Source organism: Streptococcus koreensis (assembly GCF_003627135.1).
Lineage (GTDB): Bacteria > Bacillota > Bacilli > Lactobacillales > Streptococcaceae > Streptococcus > Streptococcus ilei.
The window spans coordinates 496,454-510,768 of the sequence record NZ_CP032620.1; the positions used below are offsets into that span (position 1 = coordinate 496,454).

18 protein-coding genes are annotated in these 14,315 nt (G+C 41.7%); 7 read left to right on the forward strand and 11 right to left on the reverse strand.

Features of this window, described 5'->3' with window-relative positions; genetic code table 11:
* Positions 1 to 4 precede the first annotated feature (4 nt).
* The 6 genes from D7D50_RS02695 to D7D50_RS02720 all read right to left on the reverse strand — a co-directional run bounded on the left by D7D50_RS02695 (position 5) and on the right by D7D50_RS02720 (position 5,395).
* Positions 5 to 652 (reverse strand): YesL family protein, encoded by a 648-nt coding sequence (locus D7D50_RS02695; protein WP_120701399.1) that lies wholly within the window; start codon positions 650 to 652, stop codon positions 5 to 7.
* Positions 653 to 673: 21 nt separating this feature from the next.
* Positions 674 to 1,126, reverse strand: coding sequence for a NanQ anomerase/TabA/YiaL family protein (locus D7D50_RS02700; RefSeq protein ID WP_120701400.1), 453 nt, complete (start codon positions 1,124 to 1,126; stop codon positions 674 to 676).
* A gap of 163 nt (positions 1,127 to 1,289) precedes the next feature.
* Positions 1,290 to 2,129 (reverse strand): carbohydrate ABC transporter permease, encoded by an 840-nt coding sequence (locus D7D50_RS02705; RefSeq protein WP_023027491.1) that lies wholly within the window; start codon positions 2,127 to 2,129, stop codon positions 1,290 to 1,292.
* 15 nt (positions 2,130 to 2,144) lie between these two features.
* Positions 2,145 to 3,032: a carbohydrate ABC transporter permease gene (locus D7D50_RS02710; RefSeq protein ID WP_023027490.1), complete on the reverse strand. Its 888-nt coding sequence runs from the start codon at positions 3,030 to 3,032 to the stop codon at positions 2,145 to 2,147.
* A gap of 203 nt (positions 3,033 to 3,235) precedes the next feature.
* On the reverse strand, positions 3,236 to 4,552 hold the full coding sequence (locus D7D50_RS02715; protein ID WP_120701401.1) for an extracellular solute-binding protein: 1,317 nt from the start codon (positions 4,550 to 4,552) through the stop codon (positions 3,236 to 3,238).
* A 144-nt stretch (positions 4,553 to 4,696) separates the two neighbouring features.
* Positions 4,697 to 5,395: an N-acetylmannosamine-6-phosphate 2-epimerase gene (locus D7D50_RS02720; RefSeq protein WP_120701402.1), complete on the reverse strand. Its 699-nt coding sequence runs from the start codon at positions 5,393 to 5,395 to the stop codon at positions 4,697 to 4,699.
* A gap of 394 nt (positions 5,396 to 5,789) precedes the next feature.
* On the opposite strand from D7D50_RS02720, the gene D7D50_RS10330 reads away from it, so the two are divergent.
* From D7D50_RS10330 to D7D50_RS10145, 7 genes are all read left to right on the forward strand, one after another.
* Positions 5,790 to 5,915, forward strand: coding sequence for a hypothetical protein (locus D7D50_RS10330; RefSeq protein ID WP_257791133.1), 126 nt, complete (start codon positions 5,790 to 5,792; stop codon positions 5,913 to 5,915).
* A 15-nt stretch (positions 5,916 to 5,930) separates the two neighbouring features.
* Complete coding sequence (locus D7D50_RS10335) at positions 5,931 to 6,059, forward strand: hypothetical protein (RefSeq protein ID WP_257791134.1); 129 nt, start codon at positions 5,931 to 5,933, stop codon at positions 6,057 to 6,059.
* A 32-nt stretch (positions 6,060 to 6,091) separates the two neighbouring features.
* Positions 6,092 to 6,238, forward strand: a complete 147-nt coding sequence (locus tag D7D50_RS02725) for a class IIb bacteriocin, lactobin A/cerein 7B family (RefSeq protein ID WP_120701403.1) — start codon at positions 6,092 to 6,094, stop codon at positions 6,236 to 6,238.
* Positions 6,239 to 6,243: 5 nt separating this feature from the next.
* Positions 6,244 to 6,414 (forward strand): hypothetical protein, encoded by a 171-nt coding sequence (locus D7D50_RS10140; RefSeq protein WP_167444698.1) that lies wholly within the window; start codon positions 6,244 to 6,246, stop codon positions 6,412 to 6,414.
* Positions 6,415 to 6,567 (forward strand): bacteriocin, encoded by a 153-nt coding sequence (locus tag D7D50_RS02730; protein WP_120701404.1) that lies wholly within the window; start codon positions 6,415 to 6,417, stop codon positions 6,565 to 6,567.
* A gap of 196 nt (positions 6,568 to 6,763) precedes the next feature.
* Positions 6,764 to 6,931 carry a hypothetical protein gene (locus D7D50_RS02735; protein WP_023024913.1) on the forward strand — a complete coding sequence of 56 codons (168 nt, stop codon included), beginning with the start codon at positions 6,764 to 6,766 and terminating at the stop codon, positions 6,929 to 6,931.
* Between the two features lie 12 nt (positions 6,932 to 6,943).
* Positions 6,944 to 7,105, forward strand: coding sequence for a hypothetical protein (locus D7D50_RS10145; protein ID WP_006595272.1), 162 nt, complete (start codon positions 6,944 to 6,946; stop codon positions 7,103 to 7,105).
* Between the two features lie 156 nt (positions 7,106 to 7,261).
* Here the strand turns inward: D7D50_RS10145 and D7D50_RS02740 are convergent, their stop codons facing one another.
* The 5 genes from D7D50_RS02740 to D7D50_RS02760 form a co-directional block, all read right to left on the reverse strand.
* The gene (locus tag D7D50_RS02740) at positions 7,262 to 7,651 is read right to left on the reverse strand and encodes an ABC transporter permease (RefSeq protein ID WP_120701405.1); all 390 of its coding nucleotides are present in this window, start codon (positions 7,649 to 7,651) and stop codon (positions 7,262 to 7,264) included.
* A gap of 170 nt (positions 7,652 to 7,821) precedes the next feature.
* Entirely contained in the window at positions 7,822 to 8,871 is a 1,050-nt protein-coding gene (locus D7D50_RS02745) for a zinc-dependent alcohol dehydrogenase family protein (RefSeq protein WP_023027479.1), read from the reverse strand.
* 188 nt (positions 8,872 to 9,059) lie between these two features.
* A complete protein-coding gene (gene adhE / locus D7D50_RS02750) occupies positions 9,060 to 11,711 on the reverse strand; it encodes a bifunctional acetaldehyde-CoA/alcohol dehydrogenase (RefSeq protein ID WP_120701406.1) in 2,652 nt (883 codons plus the stop codon).
* 359 nt (positions 11,712 to 12,070) lie between these two features.
* Positions 12,071 to 13,888: an acyltransferase family protein gene (locus D7D50_RS02755; RefSeq protein ID WP_023024904.1), complete on the reverse strand. Its 1,818-nt coding sequence runs from the start codon at positions 13,886 to 13,888 to the stop codon at positions 12,071 to 12,073.
* The gene (locus D7D50_RS02760; RefSeq protein ID WP_023024902.1) at positions 13,878 to 14,291 is read right to left on the reverse strand and encodes an MORN repeat-containing protein; all 414 of its coding nucleotides are present in this window, start codon (positions 14,289 to 14,291) and stop codon (positions 13,878 to 13,880) included. The genes D7D50_RS02755 and D7D50_RS02760 overlap by 11 nt, the downstream gene beginning before the upstream one ends.
* Positions 14,292 to 14,315: the final 24 nt, after the last annotated feature.

The following is a 14,315-nucleotide window of genomic DNA, read 5'->3' on the forward strand; positions in this document are numbered from 1 at the left end:
TTTTTTATTCTTTAAAACGAGCAAATATTTTTTCCATCAATCCAACCTGTAGGAAGGTCAGGCTAGAAAAACCAATCAAGAAGAAGACCATGAGCCCTAGTAGAAAGCTTAAGACAGAAGTCACAAAAACCATAGCTACTAGCAACAAGAAAGTCCCCATAACGAAAAACCATGGGAAATACAAACCGGTTACAATCAGAGCTTTTTGAAGACACTCTACCCAAGTCAAGCGGTAACGCGCCGCAATTGGATAGGCCGCTAGCATGACCAGAAGGAGGAATATGAAGAGTCCTAGACACACAGCTTTTAACACCTGCATCGGCAAAGCTGTCTGGTTCCAAAAGAGCAACAAGTCAAAGAGACAGATCCCTGAAACGAGCAACTCAATTCCTCCGAGCTGAAGACCCAACTTCCAATTTTCGCGAAAGGCGCTGATGTAGGTCCGAATGACTGGTAGGCGACGCTGATGTTTGATCGCAAAAACCGTTTGATACAAACTAATCTTCGCGATTCCGATGGTAACAATCGGTAGACAGCTCAGCACAAAAAGAAGATTGACTGTGACTAAGTCCGCTATTTTCTCGCTGATTCGCATCACCAGATTATCTGTATTAAAAACTGTTTTGATCAATCCTGTTTCTCTTTGTGACATACCGTCTCCTTTCTGACTCTCTTAATCGATTAAAATCTTCACTAACTGTTTTCGAACCTTATCTTCTTGACCCGCATAACCATTAGGCTGGTGAGGTTCTCCTGGGAAGAAAATCGCAAAATTATGATAACCCAGATGTAGCGGATAAGACTCCTGACAATGGACAAATCCGATGTCCGATGCTTCATCAAATGCGATAGCCTCATCTGTCACACGAGATCCATAACTCGAAAACTCATGCCCTTCTACCAATAGATGCAAATCGGCATATTTTTTGTGATGCTCAAAGCGGTCGCTTACTTCTTTATTGAGGATGTTTTCTTGAACAAGAAGAAAAACCTTATCCCCATCAATTTCGTATCTCCCCAATTCAAAAGAATCCTTCCGATGCTCATAGAGAAAATCAACGGCCTGATCTAGATTGGGGTGGATTCCCTTGTAAAAGGTGATGTTTTTTAAATCATCAAATATCATGCACTCATCCTTTCGACACATCTTAAGACGAGAAAAGAAAACAAGCGGTTTCTTCCCCAGCCCCTTCTAGACACCGATGAGGTGTGGAGCTCCCAAGAGCCCTACACCTTTCAGCCTAGAAAAAAGTATCTGTACACAACTATCGTTTGTCGAAACGGACAACTTATCCTTTGACCGCTCCCATAGTAATCCCTTGGGTGAAGGATTTTTGGAAAACAAGGAAGACCGTAACGATTGGCACCGCCGCTAGGGCTGCCCCAGCCATGATCAAGCCATAGTTAGTAGCCATTTCAGCCTGCATGGTCGCAACCCCTAGTGAAATGGTCAAGTTTTGACGAGAGGTCAACATAACCAATTGCATAAAGTAATCGTTCCAAGTGTTGATGAAGGTGAAGATGGCAAGGGCTGCAAATCCCGGCTTGACAATCGGAAAGGCAACGCTCCAGAAAGTCCGTAACTCTCCACAACCATCGATCTTAGCGGATTCTAAGAGTTCTGTTGGGATGTTTTCACTAAACTGCTTCATCAAGAAGACCCCGAATGGCCATCCAACCAGTGGCAAGATAACCGCTGCTAGGGTATCGTGAATTCCCATAAAGTTGATGATCCGTACCAATGGAACCAAGACAACTTGCTTCGGAAGGGCCATGGCTGCGATAAAGGTAGCGAAGAGAATTCGTTGACCATAGAAGCGTTTCTTAGCTAAGACATATCCTGCCAAGGAAGAGGTCATACACACTAAGAGCATGGTGGCAAGGGAGATGAAGACACTGTTCCACAACCATTGTAGAGCTGGGTTTTGTACCATCAACTGTTGGAAATTTTCCATGGTTGGTGTCTTTGGCCACCACTGAGGTGGGATCATAATGGTATCTGGTTGAGACTTAAAGGCCCCTGTCAAAATCCAATAAAATGGGAAAATGAACAAGACTGTCAAAAGGAGCAAAACGATGGTGGAAATCACTGTAAAGGCAGTGATGGGTTTCTTTTGTGTTGATTTCATCTGAGGCTCCTTTCTTTAGTATTCTACGTCGTTTCCGAGGATCTTGAATTGCGCAAAACTAATAATGGCAATCATCACCGCAAGGAAGACACCCATGGTGTTGGCATAACCGTATTCAGAGAGTTTAAAGGCTTTTTCATATAAGTAGTACATAAGGGTACTTGTTGAGTAGTTAGGACCACCAGATGTCAACAATTGGATTAAGGCGAAACATTGGAAAGAGTTAATGGTCGTAATGATCGCAATATACAGGGTTGTTGGCAACAAGCTTGGCCATTTGATCTTCCAGAAAACTTGAAGTTCTGTCGCACCATCGACACGCGCTGCTTCTACGAGAGAATTATCAATATTTCCCATAGCCGCGATGTAGAGGATGATTGGTTGACCAACAGAGGTGGTCAACAAAATAATGATGATGGCCATTAAAGCCCAGTGTTTGTCCCCCAACCAAGAAATATTTTGGTTGATGACATGTCCAGATTTCAATACAAAGTTCAAAATACCTGATAGTGGATCATAGATCCATTTCCATACTACTGTAACGGCTACACTCCCTGTAACAACAGGAAGGAAGAAGACGAAACGGTAGAAGGAACGGGCAATGGCATTTTGATGATAGGTCTGAGAAGCCACAAACAAGGAAAACAATACTACGATTGGAACGGATCCAATAACGATGATAACGGTATTGATCAAGGACTTGATAAAGACCTTATCCGCAAACATGCGGGAATAATTTTCAAAACCAACAAATTTGAAGGAGGTCATAGAGTAATTGAAGAAACTAGTGACAAACCCCATAATCATTGGTGCTAATACAAAGACAATAAAGAAGATTAAAATGGGTGCTAAGAATGCGTAGGAAACCAGCGTCTCCCTCATTCGGATTTTGTTTACCTTCACAATAAGGCACCTCCTGATGTTCTTTTTCTATTTTGATTACTTGATTCTTTATTTGAAGCAATTCCATGTTGCTTCAAATAAAGAATCAATAGGAAGAATGAAAACACAAAGGCCCCTCTTTCAATCTACACATGGAGATAAGAAATCGAGGGGCCTATGCTTTCTTATTTCTATGAAAGGATCATTTTAATTTCATAGATGATCTATTTTTTCTTGATCGTTTCGTTTGCTTTTTCGGTGAATGTCTTCAAAGCATCTTCTGCTTTTTCATCTCCGTTTGAAACAGATTGCAACATTGGGAACCAAAGTGTACGCATTTCTGCAAAGCCGTCGATTGTGTTGTAGTATGGTGAGTAGTATTTAGTCCAAGTGCTGATGGTTTCCATCCGTTTGTCATCATACAATTTACCAAATGAGCTACGAACTGGGAAGGCACCTGTACGAACAACGTTCTTAGGACCCCATTCTTTGTCATCTGCGATGAATTGAACAAATTTCTTAGCTGCTGCTACTTTCTTTTCATCCTTGTTGTTGAAGACTGCAAAACCATTGACAAGGTATTCCAATTTTGGTTTGCCTGAATCAGATGGGAATGGTACTTCGACTACTTCAACTTTACTTGCGTCCAACAATTTAGCTTGGATACCGTTTTGTGAAGGTGCCCACAAGATAGTGTAAGAAGTTTGACCGTTGGCAAAGTTTTGGATGTCTGCTCCACCATCAAATTGGGAACCATTCATCATCAAACCGTCATTGATCCATTTAGAAGCTTTTTCTAAACCTTTGACAAATTTTGGATCATCCGTTGTATACTTGGTTACTTTTTCATCAGTTACAGAACCACCGTAAAGGTTGGCGATAAAGGCACGAGTACCTTGGTCTCCACCTTGACCATTACTGAAGAGTGATCCTGGTGTATAACCCTTGTCTTTCAAAGCTTTCAAGACTTTTTCGAAGTCATCTGTTGTCCAGCCTTCTTTGACAAGGTCTAGAACTCCTGCATCTTCCAACATTTTCTTGTTCATGGCCATGTAGAATGGTGCTGAACTGATTGGATACATGTAGGCAGTGTCGCCAGCCTTGCTAGCTTGGATGATATTGTCGTTGTTGACATCTTTTACAAAATCTTCTGTAAAGAGATCATTCAAATCAGCCAATTTACCATTTTTACCATATTGGATGATCCGCCCTGGTGCGTCAAAGAGCACATCTGGAGCAGTTCCTGCTTCGATAGCTGTCGTGATTTTTTCAGGACCAGATTTGAAGTCGATGGTTTCTAGTTTAACTTTGATATCTGGATTGGCTTTTTCGAAAGCTTCGATAATAGATTTTTCGTAGGTTCCTACACCATCATCAGCTTTCTCTTGAGTAAAGACTGGGAAGGCCCACCAAGTGATTTCTGTTTTACCAGAGTTATCGCTTGAAGATTCAGATTTAGATCCTCCTCCAGATCCACAAGCTGCAAGTGCTAGCACCGCTGCACCAGCTACTAACGAGTACAGTACTTTTTTCATTTTCATGTGATTTCTCCTCACGTTTGCGGTAAGATTTCTCTTACTTAGTGTATCCTCACTGAGGACAGTGGTCATTAAGTATTCTCATTTCTACTGGATGACTTCTCTCTTCCTAGCTTCCTCCTTGTCTCTTTTTACTGTTCTTTTTTTCTATTTTAAAGCTGCGACGAAGCGCTCTGTAATTTCTTTAGGTCGCGTAATAGCTCCCCCTACCACAACCCCTCTGACCCCCAGGTCGTGAATTTCTTTGGCTTGTGCAGGATAGTGGATCTTACCTTCAGCAATCACATCGACACCCGCTTGGCAGAGTTGGCGAATCAGCTCAATGTCAGGTCCGTCTATTTTCGGACTATAATCTGTGTACCCAGATAAGGTCGTTCCGACAAAATCAACCCCTGCTTCGACAGCTGTTAAGCCTTCTTCAAAGGTGCTGATATCTGCCATCAAGAGTTGGTCAGGATATTTCTCCTTCACTTGCTGGATAAAGTCGACAATCGATAGACCGTCATGACGCGGACGTTTGGTACAATCCAGTGCAATCACTGCGATATCTAATACAGCCAATTCATCTACTTCTTTCATCGTAGCAGTAATGAATGGTTCTTCAGGAGGATAATCTCGTTTGATGATCCCGATAATCGGAAGCTTTGTCACTTCCTTGATTTCTTTGATATCGCGGACGCTATTGGCCCGGATTCCAACCGCTCCTCCTTGCTCAGCTGCTTTCGCTAAGAGAGGAATCACACCTCCAGCCTCTGTGTAGAGAGGTTCATGAGGAAGCGCCTGACAAGAAACGATAATGCCGTCTTTGATCTGTTGAATTAATTCTTCTTTCGTGATCTTGGACATACATTCCATCTCCTTTGTTTATTACGTCAACTCGAGTACTTGTAAAGTTATTATATAGTATTTTTAAAGCGCTTACAATATTAACTAATCAAATTGATAATAGTTTCATATTTTAAACTATTATCTCCTCCCTCTGAAACTAGTTTCAGAGATTTAAACATTCTAAAACTTTTAAAAAATTTTTCCCATTTCCAGATTTTAATACGAATAGTATAAGTGACCAAACAAAAGAAAGGAGGACCACAGATGTACTATACTCCCATTATCATCCCATGGTTTTTGTATTACTTCTTCCGCAAATAAATAAGGAAAGGGAATACCTAACATGAAAAAGAATACACAATTTTTTATTCTATTACTATTCTTATCACTGATCATCCTGTAAGGAGAAATCATGAAAGCAAGGAAAAATAAAAAAATGACCCTCATCATACTCGCTACCATCCTAGCACCCATTTTGATGTATGGCATCTATCAAGTAGGCTACGAACTCGGAAAAACACTAGCCAATGTGCTCTAACAGAAAGGAAATATCATGACAACTATTGATAAAAAGTTTTCAAAACTAAACGACGCTGAACTAGAAGAATGTACTGGAGGTTTCATCCCTCTCATCTTAATTCCACTTGGAATCTTGGCTTTAAGTAGTTGCCAAAGAAAGTAATAACAGACAATACATTAAAAAGGAGATAGTTTATGACACAAACAAATCAACTGATTGACAACCAATTCACTACTCTGACGGATGAAGAGTTAACTCATGTCAATGGAGGGGTAGCTCCCTTCATCGTATACGGAGGATGCATCATCACTGGTCTAGCCTTAGGTTGGCTTTTAGGGTAAGGATTATGAAACAACATTTACACACCATTCTATTTGCGATCATCATTGCTTTAACGATTTTACACGATGCACATCTGATTGCATTTCAACCGCAGATTAATTTAGCCATTGCAGCTACAATCTATTTGGCAGTCGATACTGCTCTAAAACAAGTAAAACATAAAAAGGAAAACTAAATGACAACAGAATTCAAACAAAACTTTGTAACCTTGACGGAAGATGAACTGGTCGATGTTGGTGGTGGAGCAGTAATTTCAGCAACAATCTGCGTCTCCCTATTCGCTCTATCCTATACAATCGGCAAAGATCTTCGAAAGAAATTCTCCTAAAAGGAGGTACTTCCATGATCTCTCTACCCTTTATCACCCTCATCCTTTTGACAGGGTACTGCATTCTTTATAAAAAAGCACCCAAACAGGTAGAAGGGTACTTTCCTAAATTTGCCATTGCCTTCATGGTCACTTTCACCATTCTGAACGAGGCAATTGATTTACTCTACACGATCTTACATTAAGGAGGATAGCTATGGATACAAGCATCCATTATACTTGCCTAACGGAAGCTGAACTTGCGACCATTGACGGGGGAGCCTCCGTCTTTGACTCGGCAAAATTCATCGTTCAAACATGGAATATTTTATACAATTCCGGACGTGATTTTGGCCGTAGTATCATCAACGGCATTATGCACTAGAAAGGAGCAAGCATGAAACTCGAAGAAACACGTTTTAGAAGCTTGTCCGAGCAGGAACTCAGTCATGTGGACGGTGGATCCGTCTGGATTACTGTCGGACTGATCGCAACTCCCCTACTCATGGGAACCTTCGCTGGCGCCTTTGACGAATACGCTCGCAAACGAGGCAAATAGTAACACTTCTTTATCATCTCACTAAACAGTACAAAAAATCCCAGCTTTTAAAAAAGCTAGGATTTTTTCGTGTGAACGAAGCAAGACCTTTTTCTATTCTCCCTCTTCATCATCGAGGAGAGAGATCCCAAATAAATATCTTCTAGAACTTTCAATTCACTGGGCCACCTTTTGAACCGGTTTTTCCTTTACGACAAACACAAAGCCAATAGAGCCGACGAATGCCCCAAGCAAGATCCAATAAACTATATCCGTTGAAGTGAACGGACCTTCTAAGAGACCAGCCAATAAAAAGAGATCAATATACAGTCTGGTGTCACGATAAAAGTCCCAATTGAAATGGTAGCTACCTACTGGATACTGGCGATTGGACACCTGCGGTTGAAAGACCTGAAGAAGAATCAAAATCCCTACAAAAGCAAAATAAGCACGGCTAACAACCGAAAGCGGATCCTGTGTCATCATAGCTACAGTCACTAAAAGCAAGACCAAAAGCCAGAAATGGAAGTCCAACCAGAACTCACGATGATAATGGAACATTTTCATAAGATCACACCTTTCTATTTATGTTACATTTATAATTATATTATAGTCTATTTTATTAGGAGTGGCAAGTAAATAGATGTGACAAGAACAACTACTACATCTGTTAAATAGGACAGAAACATGAAACAGTTCCTGTCCTATTTATTTCAACATCAAACGATTGAACCTTCTTAGCTGAGGTCGTTATCAATAATCACTTTCAAGGCATTGTTTTCGCCAGCATGTTTGAAGATTTCATATGCCTTCTCTGCTTCTGAAAGTTTAAAGTGGTGGGTTACCAACTTGGTCGCATCAATCTTACCAGATTTCAAGACATTAAGAAGCATTTCGGTTGTATTGGCATTAACCAAACCAGTATTAAGCGTGATGTTCTTAATCCAAAGATCGTCAAGGTTGAAGCTAACTGGTTTACCATGCACTCCGACGTTGGCAATATGACCACCGACAGAGATAATATTTTGACAGACATCGAAGGTTGCTGGATAGCCCACACATTCCATCGAGATGTCGACACCACGACCGTCGGTCACTTCATTGATAAAGGCCTTGATTTCATCAATATCACTTGAACAAATGGTATGAGTCGCTCCAAATTTCTTAGAAGCTTCAAGACGAGATTCTGACAAGTCTACCATGATAATAGTAGCTGGAGAGAAGAATTGTACGGTTAAGAGAGCTGCCAAACCAATTGGTCCCGCACCAACGATACAAACGTTGTCTCCTGGTTTCACGTGAGATGGGAGCACCCCGATTTCATAAGAAGTTGGGAGAATATCTGAGAGCATAACCAGGGCTTCGTCATCAACAGAGGCAGGTGCATGATAGAGACTGCCGTCTGCATGAGGGATATGGACATACTCTGCTTGGGTACCATTAATCAAGTGACCAAGGATCCAGCCCCCATCTTCACAGTGGGAAGGCAAACCACGTTTACAGTAGTAGCAGGTGTTACAAGCCGTTACACAAGAGATGATAACCTTATCTCCAACCTTAAAGTTAGTGACCGCATCACCGACTTCTTCGACAATCCCGATTCCTTCGTGGCCGAGGATGGTTCCTTCTTTACAAGCTGGAACATCTCCTCCCAAAATATGGAGGTCTGTTCCACAAATGGTCGTTTTTACCAAACGAACAATTGCATCAGTTGGTTTCTTGATGACTGGTTTTGGTTGATCAATCAACTGAAGATTTCCTGCGGATACATATGTTGCTGCTTTCATAAGCGACTCCTTTTTTGTTGGTTTTATCAAACCATTTTATTACAGTTTCTACTTTGTGAATATTATAACATACAAAGTAAGCGCTTGCAACATATTTATTAGGTTTTTTTATAAAAGTATTTCAAAAAATAATCCCCCACTCTTTCGAGTGAGGGATAGCTGATAAACATCATTTGTTCAGTAGCGCCTTATTTACGACGTCCTGGACGTTCTTTATAACCGTAGTAAGCATCTTCGATGATTTCTTGCATATGATCCACCATTGGAAGACGTGGGTTAGCTGGCGAACATTGATCTTCGTAAGCAAGGAAGGCCAATTCACGAGAGTGTTTCTTCCATTCTTTTTCATCGATTCCTTGTGCTTTAAAGTTCATTTGGATACCTACGCGCTCACCAAGTTCGTAAACAGCTTTTGCATAAGCTTCTACTGCTTCTTCTGGTGTAGAGCATGGAAGTCCTAACATACGAGCGATGTCTTGATATTTCTCATCTGCACGGTAGTAGTTGTACTTAGGCCATGTCGCTGTCTTGGCTGGACGTGTACCGTTGTAACGGATAACGTATGGAAGCAAGATCGCATTGGTCCGTCCGTGAATCGTGTGGAATTGTGCACCGATCTTGTGGGCCATTGAGTGAGAAATACCGAGGAAGGCATTGGCAAAGGCCATACCTGCGATAGTTGACGCATTGTGCATTTTTTCGCGTGAATGGAAGTCTGCGTTCTTCACTGAGCTTTCCAAGTTTTCAAAGACAAGTTTGATGGCTTGAAGAGCAAGACCATCAGTGTAGTCACTTGCCATTTGAGATACGTAAGCTTCTGTTGCGTGAGTCAAGACGTCCATACCAGTGTCCGCTGCAACAGATCCTGGAACTGTCAATACCAAAGCAGGGTCTACGATTGCCACAGTTGGTGTCAATGAGTAGTCAGCGATTGGGTATTTACGGTTGTTTGCTTTATCAGAGATAACGGCAAATGGTGTTACTTCAGATCCTGTACCAGATGTTGTTGGGATGGCGATGAATTTAGTCTTCTTACCAAGCAATGGGAACTTGAAGGCACGTTTACGGATATCCATGAATTTTTGAACCAAGTCACGGAAGTCCACTTCTGGTTGCTCATAGAAGAGCCACATTACTTTGGCCGCATCCATTGGAGATCCACCACCAAGAGCAACGATGGTATCTGGTTTGAAGGCACGCATGATCTCAGTACCACGTTCAACGGTTGTGATATCTGGATCTGGTTCTACGTCTGCAAAGATTTGGTAAACTACCTTGTTGCGACGAAGGTCAAGCTGTTCGATGATGCGATCAAGGAAACCAAGCTCTACCATAGCGTGGTCTGTAACGATCATGACACGTTCAACGTCACGACATTTTTGTAGGTATTCAATTGAATCACGTTCAAAGTATGTTTTTGAAGGAAGTTTCATCCATTGCATGTTATTTCTCCGGCGTCCGACTTTTTTGATATTCAAGAGGTTGATGGCACTAACGTTGTCCCCAACAGAGTTGCGTCCGTAAGAACCACATCCAAGTGTCAATGATGGCAAGAAGGCATTGTAAACATCCCCGATACCACCGAAAGTCGAAGGAGAGTTGCAGATGACACGAATGGCTTTGACTGCTTTACCAAATTCTTTGGTCAATTCTTCGTCTGCTGTATGGATAGCAGCTGAGTGACCAAGACCGTTGAATTCAACCATTTGGCGTGCTTTGTTAATTCCGTCTTCACGGCTTTCAGATTTCAAGACAGCGATAACTGGTGACAATTTTTCACGAGTCAACGGCTCTTTTTCACCAACTTCTTTACATTCTGCAGCAAGGATGTTGGTTCCTTCTGGTACAGAGAAGCCAGCTTGTTCAGCGATCCATGCTGCTGGTTTCCCAACGATGTCCGCATTCAATTTCGCACCTGCACAGTTTTTGCTATTCGCTTTGACACCGAAGCAGAACTCTTCAAGAAGGGCTTTTTCTTTTTTGTTAACAAAGTAAGTATGGTAAGATTTGAATTCTTCGACAAACTCATCGTAGATTTCTTTATCGATGATAACCGCTTGTTCAGATGCACAGACCATTCCGTTGTCAAATGATTTAGACATAACGATATCGTGAGCAGCTTGGCGGATGTTAGCTGATTTTTCAACATAAGCTGGAACGTTACCTGCACCTACCCCAAGAGCTGGTTTCCCACAAGAATAAGCTGCTTTCACCATGGCGTTACCACCGGTCGCAAGGATTGTTGCAACACCTTCGTGGTTCATAAGCGCACTAGTTGCTTCCATAGATGGTTGCGTGATCCATTGTACACAGTTTTCAGGCGCTCCTGCTTTAATTGCTGCATCACGTACGATTTGTGCCGCATGAGCAGAGGATTCTTGAGCAGATGGGTGGAAGGCAAAGACGATAGGGTTCCGTGTCTTCAATGAGATCAAAGCTTTAAAGATTGCTGTTGAAGTTGGGTTGGTTGTAGGAGTGATCCCGCAGACGACTCCGACTGGCTCAGCAATAAGGGTCAAACCTGTGACGTCATCTTCTTGAATGACACCAACTGTCTTGGTGTGGCGCATGTTGTTCACGACGTGCTCACAAGCGAACAAGTTCTTTGTCGCCTTGTCTTCAAAGACCCCACGACCAGTTTCTTCATAAGCATGAAGAGCAAGCACACCGTGTGCGTCAAGAGCAGCTACAGATGCTTTTGCAACGATGTAGTCTACTTGTTCCTGATCCAATTTGTGCATTTCTTCAAGCGCCACAAGCGCTTTTTGCACCAACTCGTCTACGTGTTTTTCAGCAGCGAGTTTCTTTTCTTCAGGTGAGAGAGATTTTTTATCAGCCATTTGATGCTTTCCTCCAATGTTTGAAACCCTTATCCTTTTCCGGAACTTTTTCTTGTTTTCAAAAACTTTCAAGAATAGTGTAAGAAATTTCGATTTGTTAATTTTTTCACAATATAATTGTACTCTATTTTAGAAAATTTGTAAATAGTTTCACAAAGATTTTTTTAACTTTTTTCTATGAACCCTCCTTCTCCTTCTATATAGGAGTATTTCCAAGAAAAAATTGAAGGATTTTTTTGAGAAAGCACTTCAATTTCACAAGCAAATATTTTCACGCAATTTATGTAAGCGTTTTCTTAATTTTACTAAAAAAAGCAATTTTCTTCAAGTGAAAATTGCTTAAATAGCTTAGTAAATTTCTACGGTTTAACCGGCCCCTGATTGGCTTGATCAACTGCTTCTTTCACGACCTTGGCGTACAGGTTTCCTCCAACATCGATGGACCCATCTGATTCTAAACCAAAGTGGACATTATCCGTTCCAGCCCAAATAGCTGGGTTATCGATAGCAGCTTGGTACCAGTCTGCTATATAGACATAGTCATATTTTTTAGCCAACTCCAGCTCATACTGTCGAGTCTGAACGGTGACACTATTGCTATCATTGGCTTCACGCCCGTCATATGGCGTTACGAAAATTAAGCGATGTCCTTTTGGTAATTCTTGAACAAACTTATCCAACAATTCTTGGTAATTATTAGAAGAGTTGGTTCCAAGTGCAATCACCACGTTCTTGAGCAAGACTCTATTGGCAATATCCGTTTCATATACTTTTAAGCCCGAGTCCAGATTACGACTCACCAAAGCGTCTAATTGGATATCTGGCAGCACTTGTTTCAAATAATCTGATGCCCGGAGGTTTACAGAATCTCCGATCATGGTCACTCCATCTGACACATTGTAAGAAGTCGCTGAAGCATTGTCTACTTGGGCACGCGTGATCTGCATCTTGCTGTCGGATTGACGAAGCCCTTCGGTAATCAGGTTTTCATCAAAGGCTCCGACGCGTGGCGCAAAAAGTGCAATCCCAAACATGAGCAAGGTCAACGGAATCGCGCTGTAAAAGAGTGGTTTCGTGAAACTTCTGAGATCCATAGAAATGCCAAAAATCTTTGGTTCACGTCCAGCCAAGGTTGGTTCAATAATATAAAAACTTAAAGCAGCAAGGCTAAAGGATACCAGTGTTGTTAGCAGAGAAGCCCAGCCATTGGTCATTAATTGAGAAAAGATGATATAAAATGGCCAGTGGAAGAGATAGACCCCATAACTTGTATCCGCAATAAAGGTAATCACTGCAGGTTCTTTCTGATCTGGCGTCTTTTCATGGAGGACACGAGTCATCACAATCATCACAGATCCAGCAAGAGTCGCTACTAAAAAGCCAAATAAATAGGTCCAAACACTATCAAACGGAAGAATAAAGGTCAAGAGCAACAAGACTAGAAAAGCACCAGCTAAAATTGCTAACGTCTTCTGTAGAGATAACTGCTTCACTAATTGAGTAAGATTTGGGCTGGTCGTTGTAATCCCTGTTACTGTCGCTAAAGCACTCCCCACAAAGAAAGGAAAGACGTGAGCGATGCTAGAAAAATAGACATTGGACAAATTCTTCGTGACCATTGCTCCGACAAAGAAGGTCAGGAAGGTCACCAAAAAGAGACCTGTCGAAGAAAGGAAGATATAACCTCTATATTGGCCAACTGATTTAGCTTTTTTACCCAAAAACCAAGCCAAAAGAGCCCAGAGTACGTAGTAATGAACTTCAAGAGCCAAACTCCAGGTATGAATGAAAAGATGAGGGATGAACTGGCTTTCGTAACTTCCGCCACTTAACATCTCATAGAAGTTGGTCACAAAGCCAAAGACGGCCGCAATCTGTGTCCCAATTCCAGCAATAAAGTCTCGTCTGACCAAGAAGGTAAAAGGCATGACCAGCAAGACCATAAAGACTAACGGAGGAACAATCCGGTAGAAGCGTCGTCGCAGGAAGCCTTTGAGGTCAATTTTTTGATGACGGGCAAACTCATCGATCAGAAGAGCCGTGATCAAAAATCCTGAGAAAGTAAAGAAGATATCGACTCCAATAAATCCACCAGGAAAAACTTTTTGAAAGAAATGGTAGAGAAGAACGAGAAGAAGTCCCGTTATCCGTACCAATGAAAACCATTTAATTCGCATTTTGATAAATTCCTTGTTTAAACGTTCCTTTATAGACAACATTTTGTTCTGTCGTCAAGGTTCCCTGGCCTTCTGGTTGGCCATTGACAAATTCACCTTCATATTTCCAACCAGCCTTGGCTGTAAAGGTTCCATGACCACTAAAGGTCCCATTGACAAAATTTCCCTTGTAGGTATCTCCGTTTTCAAAGGTCACCGTCCCTTGGCCATTCATCTTGCCACGGACGATACTTCCGTCGTAGCGAATAGCTCCCTTATCGAGGGTCAAAACACCTCTGAAAGGAATGGAGGAAAGAAAAACCCATAAAGCAGACAGAACAATAATCCCCAAGGACAATCGTTCAATATTCTCTCTCGTAACGTAGACCTTATAGGTCTCATATAATTCTTTTATTTTTTCCATATTCTGTTCATTCTGTTTCTATTC